At 55.5% G+C, this 23,503-nt stretch carries 21 protein-coding genes; 7 read left to right on the plus strand and 14 right to left on the minus strand.

Translation table 11 applies throughout. The annotated features are described in order from the left end of the window. The first annotated feature begins 127 nt into the window (after positions 1-127). Positions 128-331 carry a hypothetical protein gene (locus VQ830_RS12825; protein WP_337268506.1) on the plus strand — a complete coding sequence of 68 codons (204 nt, stop codon included), beginning with the start codon at positions 128-130 and terminating at the stop codon, positions 329-331. A 46-nt stretch (positions 332-377) separates the two neighbouring features. Here the strand turns inward: VQ830_RS12825 and VQ830_RS12830 are convergent, their stop codons facing one another. From VQ830_RS12830 to VQ830_RS12865, 8 genes are all read right to left on the minus strand, one after another. After that, positions 378-1,400 (minus strand): sensor histidine kinase, encoded by a 1,023-nt coding sequence (locus VQ830_RS12830; RefSeq protein ID WP_337268507.1) that lies wholly within the window; start codon positions 1,398-1,400, stop codon positions 378-380. Further along, a complete protein-coding gene (locus VQ830_RS12835; RefSeq protein ID WP_337268508.1) occupies positions 1,397-2,110 on the minus strand; it encodes a response regulator transcription factor in 714 nt (237 codons plus the stop codon). The genes VQ830_RS12830 and VQ830_RS12835 overlap by 4 nt, the downstream gene beginning before the upstream one ends. Positions 2,111-2,121: 11 nt before the next feature. Next, positions 2,122-3,657: a DUF4153 domain-containing protein gene (locus VQ830_RS12840; protein WP_337268509.1), complete on the minus strand. Its 1,536-nt coding sequence runs from the start codon at positions 3,655-3,657 to the stop codon at positions 2,122-2,124. Between the two features lie 554 nt (positions 3,658-4,211). Continuing rightward, on the minus strand, positions 4,212-5,588 hold the full coding sequence (locus tag VQ830_RS12845; protein ID WP_337268510.1) for a dipeptidase: 1,377 nt from the start codon (positions 5,586-5,588) through the stop codon (positions 4,212-4,214). Further along, complete coding sequence (locus VQ830_RS12850; RefSeq protein ID WP_337268511.1) at positions 5,585-6,343, minus strand: SDR family NAD(P)-dependent oxidoreductase; 759 nt, start codon at positions 6,341-6,343, stop codon at positions 5,585-5,587. The genes VQ830_RS12845 and VQ830_RS12850 overlap by 4 nt, the downstream gene beginning before the upstream one ends. Beyond that, a complete protein-coding gene (locus tag VQ830_RS12855) occupies positions 6,340-7,359 on the minus strand; it encodes a ketopantoate reductase family protein (RefSeq protein ID WP_337268512.1) in 1,020 nt (339 codons plus the stop codon). The genes VQ830_RS12850 and VQ830_RS12855 overlap by 4 nt, the downstream gene beginning before the upstream one ends. Beyond that, positions 7,356-8,057, minus strand: a complete 702-nt coding sequence (locus tag VQ830_RS12860; RefSeq protein WP_337268513.1) for a creatininase family protein — start codon at positions 8,055-8,057, stop codon at positions 7,356-7,358. The genes VQ830_RS12855 and VQ830_RS12860 overlap by 4 nt, the downstream gene beginning before the upstream one ends. Then, positions 8,054-9,028, minus strand: a complete 975-nt coding sequence (locus VQ830_RS12865) for a GntR family transcriptional regulator (protein WP_337268514.1) — start codon at positions 9,026-9,028, stop codon at positions 8,054-8,056. Before VQ830_RS12865 ends, VQ830_RS12860 begins: the two co-directional genes overlap by 4 nt. Positions 9,029-9,222: 194 nt before the next feature. On the opposite strand from VQ830_RS12865, the gene VQ830_RS12870 reads away from it, so the two are divergent. The 6 genes from VQ830_RS12870 to VQ830_RS12895 all read left to right on the plus strand — a co-directional run bounded on the left by VQ830_RS12870 (position 9,223) and on the right by VQ830_RS12895 (position 16,199). Further along, a complete protein-coding gene (locus VQ830_RS12870) occupies positions 9,223-10,800 on the plus strand; it encodes an ABC transporter substrate-binding protein (protein ID WP_337268515.1) in 1,578 nt (525 codons plus the stop codon). A gap of 72 nt (positions 10,801-10,872) precedes the next feature. Continuing rightward, on the plus strand, positions 10,873-11,811 hold the full coding sequence (locus VQ830_RS12875) for an ABC transporter permease (RefSeq protein WP_337268516.1): 939 nt from the start codon (positions 10,873-10,875) through the stop codon (positions 11,809-11,811). Next, positions 11,808-12,656 (plus strand): ABC transporter permease, encoded by an 849-nt coding sequence (locus tag VQ830_RS12880; protein ID WP_337268517.1) that lies wholly within the window; start codon positions 11,808-11,810, stop codon positions 12,654-12,656. The genes VQ830_RS12875 and VQ830_RS12880 overlap by 4 nt, the downstream gene beginning before the upstream one ends. Beyond that, the gene (locus VQ830_RS12885) at positions 12,653-13,657 is read left to right on the plus strand and encodes an ABC transporter ATP-binding protein (protein ID WP_337268518.1); all 1,005 of its coding nucleotides are present in this window, start codon (positions 12,653-12,655) and stop codon (positions 13,655-13,657) included. Before VQ830_RS12880 ends, VQ830_RS12885 begins: the two co-directional genes overlap by 4 nt. After that, on the plus strand, positions 13,654-14,682 hold the full coding sequence (locus VQ830_RS12890) for an ABC transporter ATP-binding protein (protein WP_337268519.1): 1,029 nt from the start codon (positions 13,654-13,656) through the stop codon (positions 14,680-14,682). The genes VQ830_RS12885 and VQ830_RS12890 overlap by 4 nt, the downstream gene beginning before the upstream one ends. Further along, positions 14,682-16,199 (plus strand): carboxypeptidase M32, encoded by a 1,518-nt coding sequence (locus VQ830_RS12895; protein ID WP_337268520.1) that lies wholly within the window; start codon positions 14,682-14,684, stop codon positions 16,197-16,199. Before VQ830_RS12890 ends, VQ830_RS12895 begins: the two co-directional genes overlap by 1 nt. A 93-nt stretch (positions 16,200-16,292) precedes the next feature. Here VQ830_RS12895 and VQ830_RS12900 read toward each other — a convergent pair whose 3' ends face one another. From VQ830_RS12900 to VQ830_RS12925, 6 genes are all read right to left on the minus strand, one after another. After that, positions 16,293-17,021: an SDR family oxidoreductase gene (locus tag VQ830_RS12900; protein ID WP_337268521.1), complete on the minus strand. Its 729-nt coding sequence runs from the start codon at positions 17,019-17,021 to the stop codon at positions 16,293-16,295. 127 nt (positions 17,022-17,148) lie between these two features. Continuing rightward, entirely contained in the window at positions 17,149-19,347 is a 2,199-nt protein-coding gene (gene paoC / locus VQ830_RS12905) for an aldehyde oxidoreductase molybdenum-binding subunit PaoC (RefSeq protein WP_337268522.1), read from the minus strand. A gap of 2 nt (positions 19,348-19,349) precedes the next feature. Then, complete coding sequence (locus VQ830_RS12910) at positions 19,350-20,300, minus strand: FAD binding domain-containing protein (protein ID WP_337268523.1); 951 nt, start codon at positions 20,298-20,300, stop codon at positions 19,350-19,352. After that, entirely contained in the window at positions 20,297-20,935 is a 639-nt protein-coding gene (paoA, locus tag VQ830_RS12915) for an aldehyde dehydrogenase iron-sulfur subunit PaoA (RefSeq protein ID WP_337268524.1), read from the minus strand. Before paoA ends, VQ830_RS12910 begins: the two co-directional genes overlap by 4 nt. Before the next feature lie 373 nt (positions 20,936-21,308). Beyond that, positions 21,309-22,550, minus strand: coding sequence for a Zn-dependent hydrolase (locus VQ830_RS12920; protein WP_337268525.1), 1,242 nt, complete (start codon positions 22,548-22,550; stop codon positions 21,309-21,311). 99 nt (positions 22,551-22,649) lie between these two features. Next, positions 22,650-23,486, minus strand: a complete 837-nt coding sequence (locus VQ830_RS12925; RefSeq protein WP_337268526.1) for a BtpA/SgcQ family protein — start codon at positions 23,484-23,486, stop codon at positions 22,650-22,652. Positions 23,487-23,503: the final 17 nt, after the last annotated feature.

Genomic DNA, 23,503 nt, shown 5'->3' on the forward strand with positions numbered 1-23,503 from the left:
TTGCTTTGTTTTATCTTCTGCCCTCTTGACGCTCGCGAACATAACGGAAGCGCATGCGGCCACAAAAGGTCAGCATATTGATTGGCCAAGAGCCAAATGTGCCCATTACGCCAGAACGTTTAGCAGTATGCTGGATAAGGTCGGTCACAAAGGCATCTCAGAGACATTCATTGCAGGAAACCGCGCCTTTATTGCTGCGGGGTGCTCGAATGGCGCTGACGTCTGCCCGCAAACCAGCCAGGAAATCAATCTCGCGAACTACCTGACGATCGAGATGATGAACTTTGGAACAGCAAGCTCCTTCCTCCCCTTTATCTGCCGATCGCGCTGATTGCTGTCGGCACGGATCGACCTGCGCAAAGCAACCCCATCATTCTCTAAGAGAGCCGGGACCCGAGTGGAGCGGAGATTTCAAAAGCGGCACCGTTCATGGTATCGGCAAGCTCAATCGTGCCATTGAAAGTTCGCAGCATCGAGCGAACGATGGCGAGGCCCATCCCCGTACCGCCCTCTGCTTTGCGCGTCGAGAAAAAGGGTTGGAAGATGTTGGCTTTATTGGATTGTGCAATCCCTCGCCCATTGTCCTGCACGATCATCTTGATCATCTGCTCGTTGCTGGAAACGGTAACACTCAACGCATTGGCACCATGCTGGACAGCATTTTCAGCCAAATTGGACATGATGATTGTCATTGCTTCGATCGGAATGGCCCAGCTTGACGACGTCGCGCCACAACTCGTTATGTCGAGTGCTGGAAACTGCTGACGCATTTGGGATAGCACGACATCGACGGTTGTTTGCCCACCGACAACAAGTAGATCCGCGCTTGAGAGCTCGCGCAAGCGCGATAACAGCAGATCGAGGCGCCGCGTGTCGGCTATGATGTTGTCGAGAAAGCGTTGCCTTTGGACTTGAGACATTGGCTCGTCGACAGCATCGTCACGGAGCAACTCAGCCGCTCCTTGTATCGCCGTCAACGGCGATTTGAGCTCGTGCGAGACATGCATGGCAAATGAGTGAACGTACTCCGTTCGATCGACAAGCTTTGTCGCAAGGTCAAGAAAACTCTGCGAAAGCGTTGCAATCTCCCGTGTTCCATAACTGTCCAGCGGCTGAATTTCAGATTTCCCGCAACGGCCGATCGCATCCGTCCGCGAAACAAGCGAATTAATCGGGGAAGTAATGGTGCGTGTTAGGACATACGCCACGATCACCGTCAAAGCCAAAGCGATTAATAAGGCTGTCAAATCCGCAAAAGCCATACTGTTGGCGGTTGCGCGATAGGCTCGAAACAGAGCAATGATGATCACCGGCAGGAGCATGACAATTAGCAAGACGGTGTAAATGATAAGTGCAAGTGGCGGACGCCACTTTGAAATCACGCGCGGCGGGGGCGTCATGGTGAGCGCCCATCCGATCGCGCAAGTTTGAAGCCGACGCCATGGACGGTCGCAATGACAGCCTGTCCTCCTACCTCGGCAAACTTGGCTCTGATATTGCGGATATGGCTGTCGATCGTGCGATCAGCCACGTAGACATTATGCCCATAGGCTGCTTGCATCAATTGTCCGCGTTCAAAGACCATATCTGGTCGAGACAGGAGCGCCTCCAGAATGGAAAATTCCAATGCGGTGAGATTAACCGGGTTATCTTCAAACATCACACTCCTGCTCGAGCGACTGAGCGTGATTGGCCCAATCGAAACATCGCGGCTCGAAGATGTTTCGAAACTGTCCGAAGTGCTTTTTGTGCTGCGTTTTAAAATCGCCTTCACGCGCGCAACAAGTTCGCGTGGACTGAATGGTTTGGTGACATAATCGTCACCGCCCAACTCAAATCCGACGATCCGGTCGATCTCTTCATCCCTGGCTGACAAGAAGAGGATCGGGCAAGGCGAAATTTTTCGGATTCGACGGCAGACCTCCAGGCCGTCCATCTCAGGCATCCCGATATCGAGTATGATGAGATCAACATTTCCGGGGCGGAAATTCATGACGGCCGCAGCCCCATTGCTTGCAGTTGATGTCGCCATGCCCTCGCGCTCCAGTGCAAAGCAGATCACATCGCGAATGTGTGGCTCGTCATCGACGACCAAAATTTTGTACGCCATCATCTGCCTTGTTAAAATGGACCATTCCCGCTTTTGCCCTTTTCTTGCGGCATTGCAATGGGTTCAGCTGCTTGGAGATAGCTCTCGAGCCTAGATATACGGTATGTCCAGCCGCGCCAGTCTCTGGATCGTGTGTTTAGTCTCTTGATGAGCAAATTCCTCTCCGCTTTCGCGGCAAAGCCGCCGAGATGTTCAGACGGCGGATTTGTGGACGTTACCTTCTCAATAAATAGATCGATCGCCGGAATGGAGGATGGTCCCAAGGACGCGAGGTAATCAAAATCAAGACTGGTTCCATTTGAATCGATCTCACGGCAGTGAATGACATTGAAACGCGCGATAAAAGCCGGGATATCGGCGACAGTGCAAAGATAAAGCACGCTCGCCAGGGCTGCGATATTGACCGCAACGAGCCACTCGTTGCTGTAGCGAAAAATAATGCGCAGCAGGATAAGCGCCAAACCGAGGGCGATAAGCACCATCCAAACGGCAGCGGCAACGCGCATCTCGGTCAATGAATAGGTCTCAACATAGAGTTCCAGACGCAACAGGGACGAAAGACATAAAAGGATGTTCTGCGCGATCCATGCAAAGACCAGTCCCCGCAGAAGCCGGCTCTGGTTCCCTGGACCGTCTTGACGCATCGTCAACAACACAAAAGCTGCCGCTAACAGCGCTGTGACAATAAGGGGATAGGCTCCTCGATGCGCGTATTCCGCATAACTGAGATCATCGGGCAGCGCCGCTCCACCCCATAGATAGACCACATCAAGGATGGATTGCACGGCGAATAGAGCGTTGAACACGAGGAGAGAGCGGAGAAGCAGTGCATATGTCAGCAGCGGCTTTCCAGCTTCATGCGTCTTTTCATTTGCAAACCGCCTTAGGTGAGCACGACGCAGGAGGCATGGCCGAAACATCGCCCAACCCAAGACTGCCACAACCAGCCATAAGCCGACACGCCACAGATCGAAGAACTCCCATACAAGCGCTAAATCGATCTCGCGGATAACGTGCTCGATCAACGGATTGGCCATTGCAAAGAGGAGCAGGAAAACCGATGCGAGCGCAAGTGGCAGGAGCCAGAGCACGAGGCTCTGCGTCATCAGCCGTAAGAACGAGCCATCTCGCGGCGATAAAGCATGACGATGGATCGCTTTGGCGAAAGGAACCGGTAGCACAAGCGCAAAACGCAGCAACACAACGTGTAGGTGCATCAACCGACGCGGCATCAAGCCTGCGCAGGCTAAGGCAACGCACATCACCGAAGAAAGGCCAATAGATACGCTCATCGGCGAGACTGCCTCCAGAAGAGGTAGATTGCCGAAAGCCGAAACACCGATGAGCAGGCATTTTGCCGTGATACTCCACTTCCTTTTCGACAGCATGATTACAGCGAGCGTCAGTGCGGCCGCAAAAAGAAACAGATTGAGCCCAAGCGTTTCTTTGAAGATCAAGAAATCCGATAGAGCGATAAGAAGGCATAGAAAGATAAGGCGGGACTTTGACACCAATCCTGTGGTGCTTGCGTTAGATAGTTGCGTCACTTGCAATTCGGGATCTCCACTTGGGCCGATCATCGAGCGCAGTGCAAAGATCCTGCTGACATACCCCTGATGATGAGGCAGCAGGCTCGTCCAACCACCAGCCTTCTTTGAGAAGGCGCGATGGAAGCTTGGGTGCGGCGATGTTGGGCGCTGAATTAGGTTTGCTCATGAGGCAAACATCAGGTTTGCGTTTGCAAAAACTGTGCAGGCCGCAAGGAGAAATTCAGGAAATTGCCGTCTACGAAAATGCGATGAGAGCTGGGATCAACCAAGGTTCAAGAGAGGTCTATAGCGCGACGCGTTCTATTAAACGCGCTAACGTCGCTGTAAATTATAGTTCTGATGCATATCGCGCGCTCATGAATCCATCCGAGCGCGACATGCGTCAACCGCAAACAAGTGTTCAATCATACGGGTAAGGTTCGTTCTCGAGAGGCTCAAGAGCTTCCCCGCATCATCCGACCAAACGCTTCCTCGACGGGCCGTTTGTGCAAGACCTGAGAGAAGGCGGACAGGTTGACGCCGACCGAAGTGCAGGCTCCTAAATACCGGGATCAGTCAGACTGGCCTAATGCAGTCAAAAGTCGTGACCAGGCGATCATTCCGATCTTGAAATTAGAAAGCCGGAAAAATTCGTTTGGTGCGTGATAGTCCTCATCCGAGGTAGAGAAGGAAAAGAAGAAGGCCTCACACCCCAGATGCTTTTTGAACGCCGCACCAATCGGGATCGTCGCCCCCATGGCAACGCGAAGTGGCGGTCGTCCAAGCAGTTCCGATAGGACAGTCTCCGCAGCAGCCAATGCAGGCAGTTGCGGGTCAACAAAAAATGCTTCGCTACCAGGTCCATGCCGGTGAACTTGAAGCGAATAGCCTTTCGGAAGCTCCTTGCGCAGATGGCGCTCGATCGCCATAGCAACCTGATCCGGTTTTTGCCCGGCGACCAGTCGGCAAGTGATTTTCGCGCTGGCTGACGACGGGATAACTGTCTTTGTCCCTTTCCCCTGGTAGCCTCCTGATATCCCATTGATCTCGAAGGTTGGCTCCATCCATTGTCGCGTAAGGAGCTCAACCCCATCAGCGATCGGTGGCTCTCCTTCGACCCCGATTTCCTGGTAATAGGCAGCGGCATCGAATTGCGCTGACTTTATAGCAATCAGGATTGCAGGATCAGGTACGCTTATCCCATCCCCGAAGCCTTCGATAACCACGCGTCCATTTTTGTCGTGAACAGAGGCCAGCAGGCGCATGAGCGCCTGGATGGGATTTGGAGCGCTGCCGCCGTGACGACCCGAGTGTAAATCCTTTGATGCCCCAACGATTTCAAGCTCCAAGGCAAGCATTCCACGACTTGCAACGGTCATGGACGGCAAGTCAGGCCGCCACATGGCGCCATCGGCAGAGATAACCAAGTCACATGCAAGTCGATCACGATACTTTGCCAGCGTCGCTTCGAAATGCAGACTACCAGATTCCTCCTCACCCTCGATCAAGATCTTGAGATTGATTGGAAGCCGACCTTCGACACGCAGGAATGCTTCCGCGACCAGTATGGGAATGAGAAGTGGTCCCTTGTCGTCTGAAACGCCGCGTGCATAAAGACGCCCATCGCGTTCATCAGGTTCGAATGGCGGCGTTTTCCATTTCTCCAACGGATCCGGTGGTTGCACATCATAGTGCCCATAGACCAAGTAGGTGGGCAGGTTTGGATTGGCAACCAACTCTCCGTAGACGGCCGGATGGCCGCCTGTTTCCAGAAGTTGTACCTCCAGGAAACCTGCCTTTTTCAGTCGCGCTGCGACGAAAGAGGCAGCCGCGACAATACCGTGTGCATAGGCTGGGTCGGTGCTGACACTTGGTATGCGGCAGAAGGCCTTCAGATCGTCCAGCGCATCAGAGTAATGATCATTGAGGTAAGTCTCGACGCTGCTCATTTGCCGCCATCCACGCTGATGACCTGTCCGGAAATCCATGCTGCGTAGTCGGAAGCAAAGAACATGACCATCGCAGCAATGTCATCCGGTGTACCGAGGTGTTTCAAGGCAATGTTTTGTAATAACCTCGCTTGCCCCTCCTCGCCCATCGCCTCCCATTGGCGCTCCGTGGTGGGGTTGGACCTTACGAATCCGGGCGCGACATTGTTGACGGTGATATTGAAGGCGCCAAGTTCGTGTGCCAGTTGTCGCGTCAGGCCGATCTGGCCTGCCTTGGCGCTGGCATAGGCCTGAATACCGGTCAGCGAGATGCCGAGTCCTGCTCCGCTCGAAATATTGATGATACGGCCGTATTTCCGCAGTTTCATCCCAGGTGCTACAGCCTGCGCCATGAAGAAGGCACCGGAGAGGTTGACGTCAAAGATGGTTTGCCAATCCTCTTCGCTGATCTCCTCGATAGGGCGACCTACCTGGCCTCGAACGCCACCTGCGTTATTGACCAGGATGTCGATCGCAAATCCCTCAGCCTCGATCGCGGAAACAGCAGCTCGCACTGCGGCACGATTCCCGACATCGAGGACATGACTATATGCCCTTGAACCGCACAAAACCGCCGTTTCCTTGAGCCCTGCCTCGTTGACGTCGCATAGGTGTACCGCAGCGCCTCTTTGGGCAAATCCGCTGGCGATCGACCTGCCAAAGCCATGAGCCGCACCCGTGACGATCACGGTCTTCCCGGCAAAATCGATGTTCATGCTGCAGCCTCTTCGAGCGCATCGAGGTTGGTGATATCAAGCGCGCGGTTGCCATCCTCAATTTCATGGATCATCGCGACGACGCGCGCGGCCAGCGGGGTCGCAACTCCAAGCGACCGGCCGATCTCCACGACGGGAAGGACCTGCGCGTCGACCTCGGTTTTCCTTTTACGGATTGCCAGATCGCGCCAGATGCCCGAATGCGATTTCAGCGACCTGCGATTATGGGCGACCATGTCATCGAAGGAGCGCGTCGTTTCTTCTGCGCTGGCGTGTGGAGAAAAAGCGGTAGGGTCGAAACCGTCGAATGCCTGTGGTTGGATCTTGTTGGCGCTCGCAACCTGACCGACTTCAAGCGCCAAACGTGTCAAAACAGGCCGGTATTTCTGATTGGCAAGAACATCGGCAATGCTGTCATCTGTCAGTGCAGTAGCGAAAAGAAGCGTGCCGTAGATGAGCTTGCCCCAGAGATAGCCCCATATATTGTCGGTCAGGATCGCTCTTGGCTCAAAGCCCTGCAGCAGCCTATAGATTGCCAAGACTCGCTCGGTTTCGCGGCCATCAAGCTCACCGATGACCACAGCGCCCTTGCCGCTGTAATGGACCACGCCAGGCGAGAGGTAATCTGCACCAAAATTGACGAAGCAACCGATCACTCGGTCCTGCCCTACGATCTGTGCAATGGTCATTTCGTTGAGACCATTTTGTGCCGAAACCACATATCCATCGGATGCAAGATGAGCGACCAGCGCGTGGCTCGCGGCTGCGGTATGGTGTGCCTTGACGCAAAGATAGATCCGCTCGAAAGTCCCGTCGAGATCTTCGGGACGATACGCCTTGGCATGGACAGTATCTTGAAAAATCGGCCCTTCAATCGTCAGGCCCTTCTCGTTAATGGCAGCGACATGATCCTCGGCATTGTCGACGAAGATGACCTCTTCACCGGCGCGGATGAAAGAAGCACCGAGCGTGCCCCCTATCGCCCCGGCACCCCAGATGACGATCGGTCCGCTCATGCCCATCCTCCTTCGAGAAGCGCCCGAGTTTCTTCGACAGCGACATCCCAGATCGCCTGCATCTCCTCGTCCGACCGCTGGTAATAGCCACCAAAATTACCATCGCCGAGCAATGCCTTGACCTTATCCGGGCTCAAGGCACGCATATAGGCAAGATCAACCATTGGCTTTTGCTGCGTTGGCAAAACCACATCGGCGAGCCGGGTCCAGGGGAAGTTTTCCATCCAGGACGCGTGCGAAGCGACTGGATCGATTTCCTGAACCTTCGCCAAGGTCAATGGGGCATTCCACCAATTGTGGAACTTGACGGAGGTATCGGGATTGTCGGCCATCCATTCGATCGCCAGGCTGCCTGCGGGCTGATTACCGCCATGGCCGTTCACGATCAAAATACGTCGGAAGCCTTGATGGCGAAGCCCGTCGAGAATGTCCCTGACAAGGCGAATATAGGTCTCTTGTCGAAGACTGATGGTCCCAGGATAGGAAAGAAAATAAGGTGTGATCCCATAGGGTACCGCCGGAAAGACCGGGATGCCCAGAGGCTCGGCAGCATCGACGGAGATCTTTTCTGAGAGAATCGTATCCACCGAGAGCGAAAGCTGTGCATGCTGCTCCGTGCTGCCGAGAGGAAGGATCGCCCGATCGTCCGTCTTGAGATATGCTTCAACCTGCTGCCAGTTCCTATCGCAGACTTTCATGAGCTTTCCTCGCTGAGCTTGGTCAATTCCTTGAAAACGGGTGGGCTTTCACCCTTGGCAATGAAGGGCACCACGATACGCTCTATGTCGGCCGTGTCGGGTGCATGCCGATATTCGATGGTCGGGACACCGGCGGAGATGCGCTCAATGATGCTTTCGGCACCGGATGCGTAAACCACTACGTCGGCGGCCGACAGCAAGTGATCGAGGTCCTCTGTCTCCAGTGTTGCGGCTGCGATCTCGCGTACATGCGGGGCAAAGCGCTGTAAGCCGCTTTTCATGATTGGCAGGAAGTCGGGAAACCGGGTGACTGCGAGCACAGAAACCAGCGAATCCAAAGATGCAAGGGCCATGCGCGTCTCTTCCGCCGGCGTGAAGCTGATTGATACGACGCGCGTGTTCGCCAGCAAGCCAGCGACTTCACGGTGCCTATTGGCAAAAGTGACAGCCAAGTCCGCAGAATTTGCGCGCGATCTGGCGTTTCCGTCCCGTTCTATAGCGGAAATCGTCACCGGCTCGACCGTAACACCGCGACCCAATCTCGCGGCAATGAACCGTGCGTAGCTTGCGGTGGGCTCGGGAAACAGCCCGACCATGACGATGCGCGTCCGAGATCCCACACTATCGCGATAGAAGATACGCGAACTCACCATCGAAACGAGCTCGGTAGCGCGAATGCCGAGTGCTTGGCTTTCATCGATCAAGCCGTCGATCAGACGATGAAGCTTCGTTGCATCGTTACGTCCGACCTGCCTTGCCTGCCAGCTCTCGCTGACGAACGTCCCTGCTCCAGGGCGGGTGTCGATCAGTCCGGCTGACTTAAGGTCAGCATAGACCTGACTCACCGTCATAGGCGCCACGCCGATCTTCTCGGCGAGGTCTCGCACAGACGGAAGGGCCTCGCCGGGGGCAAGTTCCCCACAGGCAATTCCATATTCTATCAGGCCATGGAGCTGGGTGCGGAGCGGCACTGGCAGCTCCCGATCAATGAAGAACTCCATGTCAAGGAACAATCTATCTGTAATAACCGACTATAACAATTATCCTGCCCGCTCGATAGTGCGCTGTCAATACAAGCCGGAAATAGCCCATTGACTCAGCAGTAATCGCGTGAAATCGTTATATTCAACAAGAACACTTGGATGTTGATCACAAGGGGAACGCGATGAAAATCATCACTAGGGCGGCCCTCGTTGCCGCGCTTCTCGCCGGAACACATACAGCGGCCTTCGCTGTCGAACGGGGAGGAACTTTAAACTACGGTCGGTATGCGGACAGCCTTTTTCTTGAACCGGTCCTCAACGACGCCAATGTCGACATCTGGGTTCTTTCGAACCTTTACGACACACTGCTCCTTCCAACGGATGATGGCAAGGGCGTTCAACCAGGCTTGGCTACCGCATGGAAACTTGCCGATGACGGCTTGAGCGTCACATTAACGCTGCGGGATGGCATTAAATTTTCTGACGGCACGCCAATCACACCGGCGGATGTTGCCTGGTCGCTGAAGCGGGCGGCAACACCCAATAATGGCGAGTGGACATTTATTGTCGCCTCCATTGGCGACGTGACAACTGACGGCGACAAAACCGTCATTGTCAAACTGAAGCATCCAGATCCGGCAATCCTGACAGCATTGACCGTCTTTAATACCGGGGTCATGCCCCAAAAGGCATTCGAAGCCTCAGGGGGCGCGACGGAAGCGGACAAGGCCAAGACTTTTGCCGAGCATCCCATCGGATCCGGCCCCTTCATGCTGCAGTCTTGGGATCGTGGGTCTACCATGAAGCTTGTGCGCAATCCTTATTACTGGGCCAAAGGCGAGGACGGCAAACCTTTGCCGTACTTGGATGGGATCAATTTTGAGGTCATCCCTGACGACGCGACTCGTATCTTGAAACTCAATTCGGGCGAATTGGATGGCGCCGAATTCATTCCCTATTCGCGTGTCGACGAGTTGAAGTCCGCCGGCAATCTAAACATGGAGCTCTATCCCTCGACGCGCGTCGAGTATGTCACGCTCAATGTGCGGCCTCAGCTGGACGGGAAAGACAACCCGCTGTCAAACGCCAAAGTGCGCGAAGCCATGAATGATGCAGTCAACAAAGATGCCATCATTCAGATCGTGACGCACGGTGTCGGCAAGCCCATGACATCTTACATGTCTTCTGCGACCCCTCTGCATACGGGCGACAAGCCGCTCTTTCCCTATGATCTTGAGAAGGCCAAGAGCCTCATGAAGGAGGCCGGTTTCGCAAATGGGTTCTCCACGAGTCTTCTTGTCCTTGCGGGCAATCAGGACGAAATCGGCATCGCAACCGCCCTGCAGCAAATGTGGAGCCAGATTGGCATTAAGGTTGATCTTCAGCAGGTCGACAATCCAAGCCGCACGGCCCAGTATCGCGCTGGCACCTTCGCGATGCGCCTTGCCGCATGGACGGACGACATTGCCGATCCCAACGAAATTACTTCTTACTTCGTCTATTCTCCCAACATTGACGCGCTCCACACTGGCTGGAAGAACGAGGAGGCTGACAAGCTTTTCGAAGCCTCTCAGAAAGAGATCGATACAGCGAAGCGAGCCAGCCAATATGCCCGCATCCAAGAGATCTACAATGCAAGCGGCCCGATCGTTCCGCTCTACGAAACGCCGTATCCGGTGGCTCTGAGCAAGAAGGTCCATGGCTTCCTCCAGATCCCGCTTGGAAACAACATCTTCACGAAGACCTGGCTCGACAAGTAACGCAAGCGGGGACGCAAGCATCCTATCGCTTGCGTCCCACCATCATCTTCGCGGGATCTCGGGAGTGGCGTCTTGCCTCTTTACAGCTTTATTGCCCGTCGCCTTCTTCAGATGATACCGACCTTGGTCTTCATCTTGATCGTGACTTTCGTACTGATACGCCTGCTTCCTGGTGACCCGGCCAGCGCCATGTTGGGCGACCGGGCGCGCGATGCCGATGTGGCCCGCATCAATGCCAGCCTTGGCATCGATCAGCCCCTTATCGTACAATTCTTCTATTTCGTGGAACGGGTTTTTACAGGCGATTTCGGCAATTCCATCAGCCTCAAGACCCCGGTCATCACGCTCATCTTTCAAAGGTTGCCTGTCACTTTAACACTGATCGGCATGGCGGCCGTCATTGCACTTCTTTTGGCCGTTCCCCTCGCTTTTCTCGCAGCCCTTCGGCGTGAGAAGGCAATCGACACCGTGATCCGCGGAACCTTTCAGGTGGGACTGTCGATGCCTGTCTTCTACATCGGCATTTTGCTGCTCACACTCTTTGCAGCGAATTTGAAATGGTTTCCGGTTGGCGGCTACGGAGACACGCTGGGGAGTAAATTCTACCATCTTCTCCTCCCAGCCTTCACCCTCGCGCTCAGCTTTGCTGCGGTCCTTATGCGCAATCTGCGCGCCGCGATCATTGGCGTGATCAATGCAGAATACGTGGATTTTGCACGATCGAAAGGTCTGCGCGCCAGATTGATCCTCATCAGACATGTGCTTCGCAACGCACTGATCTCGACCATAACGCTATTTGGTCTCCAGATCGGCTCGCTTCTTGGTGGCGGCGTCATCACCGAAACCGTCTTTGCTGTTCCGGGCGCCGGCCGGCTCATGATCGACAGCATTTACGGCCGTGACTATCCCGTGTTGCAGGGTCTGACCATCGCCCTTGCTATTTTGGTGTCACTGACCTTTTTGATAACCGACATTGTTCAGGCCTGGCTCGATCCAAGGATCGCGCGATGAGCTTGGCGATACAGACATCAAACAGGACATCACTGTTCAAGCGCAAATTGCCGAAAACGCTCGTGGCTGGCGGTTTGATCCTTATCGCAAGCTTGCTACTTGCCTTCTTCCCCTCTTTCTTCGCGCCTTACGATCCAATTGCCTTCGACTATAACGCCCTCCTGAAAGGGCCAAGTTGGCAGCATCTCTTCGGAACCGACAGCTTCGGCCGAGATGTCCTTTCACGGGTCATCCATGCGTATACGATCGACATGCAGATTGCAGTCTTTGCAACGACCGGACCCTTCATCTTTGGGTCCTTGGTCGGGGCCTTCGTTGGCTATGTCGGCGGCGTGACCGAAACAATTTTTGGTCGATTGGTCGATGCGGTGCTGACCTTTCCGTTTCTGGTGCTTGTCATTGCCGTTGTCTCGGTTCTCGGTCCCGGCCTCGGCAATATGTATGTCGCCATCGGCGTGGTCGGCTGGGTATTCTATGCGCGGCTCGTTGCTGCCGAGGTCAAAGTACAAAAGCGCCTCGACTATGCCGATGCGGGCCGCGTCATGGGCTACACGCCCTTGCGTATCATCTTTAGGCACCTTCTGCCGAATGCAATCACCCCAGCTATCATCTACTGGATGACTGATATGGCGCTCGCGATCTTGCTTGGATCCAGTCTCGGCTATCTCGGTCTGGGTGCTCAGCCGCCCGCTGCCGAATGGGGGGTCCAGATCGCGGACGGCAAAAATTATATGACGACCGCTTGGTGGATTTCCGTATTTCCCGGCATCTCAATCGTACTGACAGGATTGGGCTTCAGCTTAGCTGGCGACGGAATAGCCGAACTCTTGAGGGTGCGCCGATGACGCTAGCACCATTGAACTCCGCGGACCTGACTGTGCGGGGCCTGACCACCACATTCGATACAGGCCGCGGCGTAGCGGTCGCTGCAGCAGATGTTGACATAGATGTGGCGCCCGGCGAGGTCGTCGGCCTCGTTGGTGAATCGGGCTCGGGAAAGAGCGTAACGCTGCGCTCGATCATGCGACTGATCCGCGAACCAGGTAAAGTGACCGGCCGTGTTGAATGGGGCGGCAGGAACCTCGTGGCGATGGGGGACGAAGAACTTCGATCTTTGCGCGGCAACGAGATTGCCATGATTTTTCAAGAGCCGATGACAGCACTTAATCCTGTCCTGCCGATCGGCTTGCAGATCGAAGAGAGCCTCGTATCTCATACAACCATGACCCGACGCGAGCGCCGCGAACGCGCACTCGAACTTTTGACGCTTGTCGGTATTCCCGATGCAAAGCGGCGGCTTCATGAGTATCCACACCAATTTTCGGGGGGAATGCGGCAACGCGCAATGATCGCCATCGCGCTTGCTTGCTCCCCGAAGCTCTTACTGGCCGACGAGCCAACCACTGCCCTCGATGTGACGATTCAGGACCAGATCCTCAAACTATTGCTTGAGCTGCGCGATCGCCTCGCCATGAGCATGATCCTGGTTACGCACGACCTCGGCGTCGTGGCGGGAACATGCGACCGAATGGCCGTGATGTATGCTGGCCGTATCGTGGAGACAGGCGGGGTCATCGACGTTTTTGGCAAGCCGCATCACCCCTATACCCGCGGACTTCTTGGGTCGGTTCCGCATGGCCGCGCTGTGCGTACGATGCTTGCCTCGATCGACGGCACGCCGCCAAGCCTTACCGCGTTGCCGGAGGGTTGTGCATTTCATCCACGCTGCAGCTACGCGACCGACATTTGCCGAAGCAGACGACCACCTCTGGAAGAAGTCGCTCGTGGTCGACGAGCAGCCTGCTTCCATCACGAACAGGTGGCCGCCTTGGAGACGGTGTTATGAGCCCGCAGATCCCCATCATTTCGGTCGACGGCGTAACAAAGCGGTTTGCATTTCCGCATTCACTCGCCCGACGGCTGTCAGGCAAGCCACCTCTCGCGGTTCACGCCCTGAACGACGTCAATCTGCAAGTCTATCGCGGTGAAACACTCGGTATCGTGGGTGAATCGGGCTGCGGAAAATCGACCCTTGCAAGGTGCATGGTTCGGCTTCTCGATCCCGATGGAGGTGCAGTTCGCTTTGAGGGGCGTGATATTGCAGAGCTTAAGTCATCTGAACGTCGTGGTTTCAATCGTCGCGTCCAGATGATTTTCCAAGACCCCTACAGCTCGCTCAATCCACGCATGACGGTCAGTCAAATCATTGGTGAAGCACTTTCCGTGCACAAGATGCGTCCCAAGGAACAGATCGCCGCGCGGATTACAGAGCTGCTAGAGCTGGTGCGATTGCCTGGAGACGCAGCTGCACGGTATCCACACGAGTTTTCCGGAGGACAGCGACAGCGCATCGGCATCGCTCGTGCGCTTGCCGTCGAGCCAGACGTCATCGTGGCCGACGAACTGGTTTCAGCACTTGACGTTTCGGTTCAAGCTCAGGTCGTCAACCTGCTGCTTCAATTGCAGGAACAGCTCAGGCTCACGGTTGTTTTCGTCGCCCATGACCTCAGACTTGTTCGGCATATCTCTCATCGTGTCGCTGTGATGTATCTTGGCCAAGTGATGGAAATCAGTCCGTCTGAGGCCTTGTTCACCTCACCGCGACATCCCTATTCTAAAGCACTGCTTGACGCAGCGCCAGAGCTCGATCCCGCGTATCGCAACAGAAATGTCGCAACTCGAGGTGAGCTTCCAAGTCCCGTGGACCTTCCGCCAGGTTGTCCATTCGCTGGTCGCTGTCCCTATGTTTTCGACCGCTGTCGGACCGAGCGGCCACTGCTGACGCCGCGCGGCAATGCGCAGTTTGCCGCATGTCATCTTACGAGCTTTGGCGCTGAAGATCAGCCGGTCACGCATGAAAGGCCTTTATAATGAGTTTTGCAGTCTTCGAGGCTGAGTTCGCCAAGGTCAACGATATCCTGTGTGCAGTCAATCTCATGACGTGGGACGCACGCACGATGATGCCGCCGGGTGGGGTTGAGGCGCGCGGATTGCAGATTGCAACGCTTGTCGGCCTTGCCCGCGATCTCGCGACAAGCGATCCTATGCAGAAAGCCATCGAGGACGCGCGAGCTGAGCTAAACGACGCTTCCCCGACCGATGTCCGTCTCCAGGCGATCGAGAAGGCTTCAACGTCAATTTCCATCCTTTCGCGAATTCCGCGCCGTCTCGTAACCGAAGCCGCCGCGCTGAAAACCCGGGCGCAGAGCGCTTGGACAAAGGCGCGAGCTTCCAACGATTTCGACAGTTTCGCGCCGATGTTGGAGCGCACAATAGAGATCCAGCGAGAGATCGCCGACGCGATCGGTTACGAAGAACACCCGTATGACGCGCTTGTCGACACCTACGAGCCGGGTATGCGCTGGTCTCAGCTCCAAACCATCTATGGCGACCTGCAACGCGCCTTGATCCCGCTGCTTGCACAAGCTCGACACGCACATGTTCGCCATGAGATTTTAGAACGCCCCTATCCCATAGAAAAGCAGAAGGCATTCTCAGTCTCCATGGCAAAGCGGTTGGGTTATGACTTCGACCGCGGTCGCCTTGACGATACTGCCCACCCATTCGAGATTTCATTCACCCGTTCCGATGTACGCATCACGGGACGTTTTCGCGATACTTGGCTTCCAGGAGGACTTTTTGCCGTTTGGCACGAAGTAGGCCATGGCCTCTACGAGCAGGGTATCTCTAAAGATCTTTCCCGGTCCATTTTTGCAACGGATCTCGTTAACCTCTACGCAGTGGGCGGCGCCAGCTTCGGCATGCATGAATCGCAATCCCGGTTGATTGAAAACCGGGTTGGCCGGTCCAAACGGTTCTGGGAGCTACATTTTCCTGAACTTAAAGCTACCTTTCCCGAACAACTCGCTGATGTATCGGCTCAAGATTTCTGGCGGGCGATCAATGCCGCAAGGCCCAGTCTTATTCGTGTCGAAGCAGATGAATTGACCTATGATTTCCATATCATGCTTCGATCCGAAATCGAGGCCGGACTGATGAACCAGACGATCCAGGTTCGTGATTTGCCGGATATCTGGCGTTCAAAGATGAAGCAGTATCTTGACCTTGAGGTGCCGGATGATACGCGCGGCGTTCTGCAAGACGTGCATTGGTCTTCAGGGATGGTCGGGTCGTTTCCAACCTACACCATCGGCAACATTGCCTCATCACAGTTTTTCGCGGCGGCTCGAAAGGATCCAGAGGTTGAAAAAGGCCTTTCCACCGGCGATTACATGCCACTGAAGATATGGTTGAACCAAAAAATCCATCAATTCGGCCGAACAAAGAGCCCTGGTGAATTACTGCATGCCGCTACCGGCGCCGAGCTATCCGCTGAACGCTATATCGCGGACCTTGCCGCCAAGGTGAGTGAACTGACCGGCTCTTAGGTCTGATAGCCGAAGGTCATTCGGCTACGAAGAGGGTAGCGAGGAAAGGGGCTGGGGCGCGAGCGCCAACTCGGGCCCGTTGCGCGTCACGTTTTAAAGATCGAAGTTGGTAGGCATCATGACAACGTCACGAATGGTCATGCCCCGCTTGCGCGTCAGCATGAAGATGATCACTTCGGCGACTTCCGATGGATCGAGCAGACTGCCCGACGCCTTCGCCTCCTGAAGCTTTTCCTGCGGCCAGTCGGACAAGAGAGCCGTGCTGACGGGCCCTGGAGAAATCGCGCCGACGCGGACCCCATGCTTGAACACTTGTCGCCGGGTGGTCTGAACGAAACAATTGATTGCCCATTTCGAAGACGCATAGACCGGCTCCCAGGGCGTTGGATAATGTCCGGCAAGTGAGCTTGTGACGATGATGTCGCCGCTGCCATTCTCGATCATATGCGGAAGCACGTCATGAACGTTCTTCATTACAACGTTGACGTTGAGGTTCAGCATGCGATCGATGCTGGCAGTGTCATTGTCCACAAGTTCGCCGCCGACATAGGTCCCGGCGTTCGAATGGAAAATATCGATCCTGCCAGCCAGATCTAAGGCTTTCGGCACTAAGGAAGCACAGTCTGCCGGGTCAAGGAGATCGATGACGAGAGGCAGGATCGCATCTCCATGCTGAGATCGCAATCGCTCCAGCGCACTACGATCGCGATCTACCATCACGACGCGCGCACCCTCGGCGATCATCGCTTCGGCACTCGCTAAACCTATGCCGGAGGCAGAACCGGTGACCACAGCAATCTTGTTTTCGAGTTTTTTCGTCATTCTTGCTTCCTCCGAGACTCATTTTGCCGACCTATCCTATCGAGAGACGGGTGTCGCAGAAATGGCGATGCTTTTCGTTGGAGCAGAATTCGACGATGCTCTCCCTTAGGAAGAGCATCTTGTTTTGCTAAACGACATCGGGAAGACGACCGATAAGCTTGTCGAGGGTGACCGGGTAGTCTCGCACGCGAATGCCGGTGGCATTATAAACGGCATTGGCAATGGCTGCAGAGACGCCGCACAAGCCAAGTTCACCGACGCCCTTCGCCTTCATCGGCGATGACATGGGATCCGCTTCATCCATGAAGATAACGTCCTGATGGGGGATATCGGCATGAACCGGCACTTCGTAGCCGGCTAGATCGTGATTGACGAAATATCCCTTGCGGGTGTCGACTGCCAGTTCTTCCGACAAAGCGCCGCCAGCGCCCATCGTCATTGCACCGATGACCTGGCTTCGCGCAGTGATCGGATTAAGGATCCGACCCGCGGCACAAACGGCAAGCATTCGGCGAATTCTCGTTTCACCCGTCGCGACGTCCACTCCGACTTCAACAAAGTGCGCACCAAACGTTGACAGTTGATGCGTCTTGGTCAGGTTCCCCCATTCGATGGTATCCTCGCCGGTAAGACCATCTGTTCCGGCGGCCTCGGACAAAGGAACCGAGCGGTTTCCAGATCGTACCTGTCCGTCTTCAAAAACAACGTCGTTGGAATTAAAGCCAAGCTTGCTTGCGATCGCTTCACGCAGTTTGACGCACGCTGCATAAACGCCAGAGGTAGACGAGTTCGCACCAAACTGCCCGCCAGATCCTGACGAAACCGGAAAGCGGGAATCGCCGAGTTGAACGGCTATTTTATCCATTCCAACGCCAAGCATTTCTGCAGCGGTTTGCGCGATGATCGTATAGCTGCCAGTGCCAATGTCAGTCATATCGGTTTCGACCGTCACGACGCCGTCGCGATCAAGCTTGACGCGGGCGCCAGATGGCAGAACCAAGTTGTTGCGAAAAGCTGCCGCAACCCCCATGCCTATCAGCCAATTGCCGTCGCGACGAGATGCCGTCTTTGGTCTCTCGTTCCAACCAAACCGCTCGGCCCCAAGCGTCAGGCAACCGGCGAGATTTCTCTGCGAAAAGGGTCGGTCAGGCTGTTCCGGATCCACCTGCGTGTCATTGAGAATGCGGAACTTAACTGGATCTATTCCCACCTTTTCGGCAATTTCATCGATGGCTATCTCCAATGCCATCAAGCCTGGCGCCTCTCCCGGGGCTCGCATCGAGTTGCCTTCCGGCAAGTCGAGCGTTGCAAGACGCATCGCCGTCATCCTGTTTGCCCCGGCATAGAGCAACCGGGTCTGGTTGACGGCCGTTTCGGGTTTCCCGTCCGGAAGATCGCCCGACCAACTTTCATGCGCAATCGCTGTGATTTTACCGGTCCGATCGACGCCTATCCGGATCTTCTGGATGGTGGCGGGACGGTGGGTCGTGTTGTTGGGTACCACCGGACGGGGCAGCGCGACTTTTACAGGCCCATTGGCGGCCCGCGCTCCGAACACGGCAAGAACAGTATCGGCGCGCAGAAACAGCTTTCCGCCAAAACCGCCTCCGATGAAGGGCGACATCAGGTGGACCTTTTCTTTCTCGATCCCAATCGTCGTCGCTAAATCCGTCCGCCACCAGTTGATCATCTGGCTGGAGGTCCAAACGGTTACCTCGTCGCCATCCCAAACTGCAATTGAAGCATGCGGCTCCATCATCGAGTGAGATTGATCCGGCGTCGTATAGGTCTGGCTAATTTTGACAGGGGCAGCGTTAAACGCCGCTTCGAAATCTCCGACAGATGTGTCTGATTTATCAGACTTCCCGGGCTTCTTTGCCGAAGTCATCGCTCCATGCAAATCGAACGAGCCGGGTTGCTCGTGGTAGTCCACCTTGACCAGTCCCGCAGCAGCGCGCGCCTGCTCGAAAGTTTTTGCAACAACGACGGCGAGTGCTTGATGATAGTGCTGGATGTCAGCGCCACCGAACAGCTTGGCGGTATTGTATTTCCCTTTTTTAAGATCGCCGACGTCCAAGGTCGTCACAACGGCAATCACACCCTCAGCCTTCTTGGCCGCTGCGGTATCTATCGACCGGACACGCCCCTTGGCAATGGCCGAGACAACCGGGTATCCATAGAGATAAGGCACTTTTTCATCATGCCATTCGTAGGCATACTTTGCCTGACCGGTTGTTTTCAGCTCACCGTCTATTCTGTGAATTGGCTTGCCGACGACTTTCAATTGATCGATGGGGTTGGTTGTTGCTGGCTTGTCGAACTGCATGGCTAACCCCTCGCCTCTGTAATAACAGCGCCTAGCGTGCGCTCAACAAGATCGACCTTGAAGCGGTTTTCATCGGTCGGGCGGGCATCGGCAAGCAGCACAGCCGACGCAGCTTTCGCCCCGTTCTTCAGTTCTGCGTCCGCTTCTTCAAGGCGCCAAGGTTTGGGTGCAACGCCTCCCACGGCGACCCGGCCTATCCCGTCAGCCTGTATAACAGCGCCCACTGAGATCAGAGCGAAGGCGTAAGAGGCGCGATCCCTGACTTTTTTGTAGATCTGTTTTCCACCGAGGGGAGGAGGAAGCACGACCGAGGTGATAAGCTCTCCCGGTTGCAGGACAGTCTCGATGTGCGGTGTGTCGCCTGGTAGCTTATAAAACTCGGCGATCGGAATTGCTCGTTTGGTCCCGTCTGGCTTGACCGTCTCTATAGTCGCATCGAGCGCCCGCATGGCAATCGCCATGTCACTGGGATGCGTCGCAATACAAGCTTCGCTTGCTCCCACGACCGCGAGCTGGCGGGTATAACCGCCAATTGCCGAACATCCGCTTCCAGGTTCGCGCTTATTGCAGGGTTGGTTCGGATCATAAAAGTAAGGACAGCGTGTCCGCTGCAGGAGGTTACCGGCTGTGGTTGCCTTGTTGCGAAGCTGTCCTGATGCGCCTGCAAGGAGAGCCCGCGACAAGAGCACGTAATTGCGCCGCACCGTGTCATTGGAAGCAAGTGCCGTGTTGCGCACGAGAGCACCGATCCTTAAGCCGCCCTCCTTGGTTTGATCGATCGTGTCGAGACCGAGGCCATTCACATCTATGAGATGCCCCGGCCTCTCGATCTCGAGCTTCATCAAATCGAGAAGATTGGTGCCGCCTGCGATGAATTTCGAATTCGACGTGGCGGCTGCCGCCTTGACCGCGCCTTCAACCGACGATGCTTTCTCATAGGAGAAGGGTTTCATGCCTTTATCCCTCCGACCTCAGAAATTGCATCCACAATGTTGGAATAGGCGCCGCATCGACAGATATTTCCGCTCATGCGTTCGCGGACTTCTGCAGGGGTCAGTTTTGCAGGTTGCGTCAGGTCTTCTGTGACATGGCTTGGGATGTTTGCCTTGATTTCCTCCAGGACGGCAACGGAGGAACAGATCTGTCCCGGCGTACAGTAGCCACATTGAAAGCCATCATGCTTGATGAAGGCTGCCTGCATCGGATGAAGCTTGCCGGGCTGGCCCAATCCCTCGATTGTAGTGATCTTGTCACCCTGATGCATGACCGCGAGTGTCAGGCATGAATTGATCCTTTCGCCATTCACCATCACCGTGCAAGCGCCGCACTGCCCGTGGTCGCAGCCTTTCTTCGTTCCAGTCAGATGAAGATGTTCCCGCAGTGTGTCGAGGAGGGTCGTTCTATTGTCGATCTCGATTTCCCGCTGCACGCCGTTCACTGAAAGCGTAATGCTGGTTGAGAGCTCGTTCATACCGACCGCAGACTGAGCCAGCGCACCGCGTGCCGCAGCTCCCGTGACCGCTACAGTCGCCGCTGACGAGATGAGAAGACTCCGACGGGAGAGTTCGAGGTAATTTTGATCCGGCATGTCTGCTCCTGTTATGACGGCGATAGCATGTCCAGTTTTCATGGGAATTCGAAGATAGGCCTCGCCAAGGACGGCAAGCGGTCCTCGTACGAATGAAGCTACGATCTCAACAGGCACCGTGCCCGCACAGCAGGCAGTTCACGCGCTACGAACATTTTGGCCGAGAAGACTGCCGCATTCGACTTCAAACCTTAAGCGCAGAAATGAAAACCAGGTTGTTTGGTTCCGCGGGAAAATCGAAACGACATCACCTTCTTGTGACATGCATCGGAATAATCATCACCGATGGGCGTATCAGCCGCAGTGGGCCCTGTCCAAGCTCACCGTGGCGGCAACCAAGCAGTCATGGATCAAACAACGCCAAGTAACTGTTCTAGCTGGCCAGTTCGATGGTCGCCAGGAGCAACGCATAGCATCCTTGAACGCTGTCCTTTGGCTCAACATGTTCAGCCTCGTTGTGGCTGAGCCCGTCGCGACAGGGGACAAAAATCATTCCGGCTGGCGCGATACGATTAACAAACAATGCGTCGTGAAAGGCACCCGAAAGCATTCTCTTCGAGGCAAGACCTGCTTTTATCGCCGCTGCTTCTACCGTCTTGACGATGTCGGAGCGGAAATTGGCAGCAGGCATATCGAAGATCTGCTTGATCTCTGAGATGCATCCGTACCGAGCCGCACCTTGTGAAAAAGCATCCCGGATTGTCGCGTCGTAGCGGTCGATGGCATCTCTAGCGGGATGACGCAGATCGATCGTAAGATGCACAGTTTCGGGTATGGCATTGATCGCGCCGGGTACAAGCGACATGCGGCCGACTGTGAAACGCACGCTTGGATCGGACGGCATGACGGTGCCATAGAGTTCAGCAAGTATCTGCGCGACGACGCGCATCGGATCGCGTCGATATTCAAGTGCAGTCGTGCCGGCATGAGCCGTCTGCCCTTTCACGGAGACATCCAGCCAGCGCGTTCCCTGAATTCCGGTCACCACGCCGATGGGGATGTTTTCTTTCTCTAAAGACGGCCCCTGCTCGATGTGGAGTTCGAGATAGGCATGCATCGGAAAACCGAGCGAGCGCATCTCCGCTTCAGGCAAACTTGCAAGGGTCGCATGAAGCTCTTCTTGAAATGCCGCGCCATCGGTAGCGGTCAGACTCGCCCAATCAGCCGGTATTTCGCCTGCGGCAAATGCCATCGAGCCCATGCAGCCGGGCGCGAAACGGCAGCCTTCCTCATTCATGAAGGCGACGACCTCGACCGCGCGTTCTGTCTTGATGGCGTGATCTTCCAGGGTCTCCAGCACTTCGAAGGCGCAGAGCGTACCGAGCGCGCCATCGAAGCGGCCACCCGAAGGCTGGCTATCGAGGTGACTGCCGACCAAAACCGGGGGCAAATCGGCTTTGCGGCCCTCCCTGCGAATAAAAAGATTGGCCGCAGGATCCTGAAAAACCTTAAATCCACGTTGCATGGCGAGTTGCGTCAGCGTCTGTCTTGCCTGTCGGTCAAGAAGCGTGAGCGCTTGCCGGTTAACCCCACCTTTCTCGGTCGCGCCGATGGCAGCAAAGGCGTCGAGCCGACCGAGAAGACGAGATCCATTAATAGATACCTGGCTTGGCACGACGTTCTCCTGTCCCCGGTATGGGTTTAAGCAATTGGGGGCACTCTACCCAAACAAAGCGCTCCGCTCGGCAGATCCGAGCGCGGCAAACCCCTTCAATTACAAACCCGGCTGTGCTGCGGCGACAAAGGAACGGACCCGGTTCGGATCGACAGGGTTCCACCAGACACCGCCCTCTTTAAGAGAGGATGCGACGATCACGCCGTTCGTCCGTTTTAAGATCTCGAAGATATTCGCTTCGTTAACGCCAGAACCGACGAGCAACGGCAAATGGGTTGCCTTGCCGATCTCCTCGATTTCCTCGATCGTCGCACTGTTGCCGGTTCGCTGACCCGTCGCAATAACGCCGTCCGCGTCGAAGAAGGCAAGATCGCGCGTCAATTCCTCGATCGTTCGATCAGCCGTGATCGCATGCGCGCCATGTTTGACGTGGCTATCGGCAAAGACCTTGATGTGCTCTGCACGCAGCAGCGAGCGATAACGCATGGCCTCGGCGGCGCGCCCTTCCATAAAACCCTCGTTTGCGACATAGGCGTTTGCCCATTGGTTCACTCGGATAAAGCTCGCTCCACCTGCCATGGCGATGGCGAAGGCGGGGATCGGGGCATTCGCAAGAACATTGATGCCGAGAGGTGCATCGATGTTACGGCGAATTCGGTCGGTTACCACGCTCATGAATGCAGAGGTTTCTGGGCCGATGTCCTCAGGCTTGGAAAAAGGAATGTCCCCATGGTTTTCGATAATGAGACCATGAATGCCGTTTGACAGAAGCGCCTGCGCATCGCGCATGCAACGATCGTAGATCGAATCGAGGCTTTCGCCGCGATAACGCGGTGCACCTGGAAAAGGCGGGCAGTGGATCATGCCGATCAAGGCTTTGTCGCGGCCGAAGATTTCGCGGATGGCATTCGCCCCGTTGTCGGATATGGTCTGCACGTCAGTATCCTTTCGAA

This window comes from Oryzifoliimicrobium ureilyticum (assembly GCF_037199735.1).
Classification (GTDB): Bacteria; Pseudomonadota; Alphaproteobacteria; order Rhizobiales; family Rhizobiaceae; genus Rhizobium; species Rhizobium ureilyticus.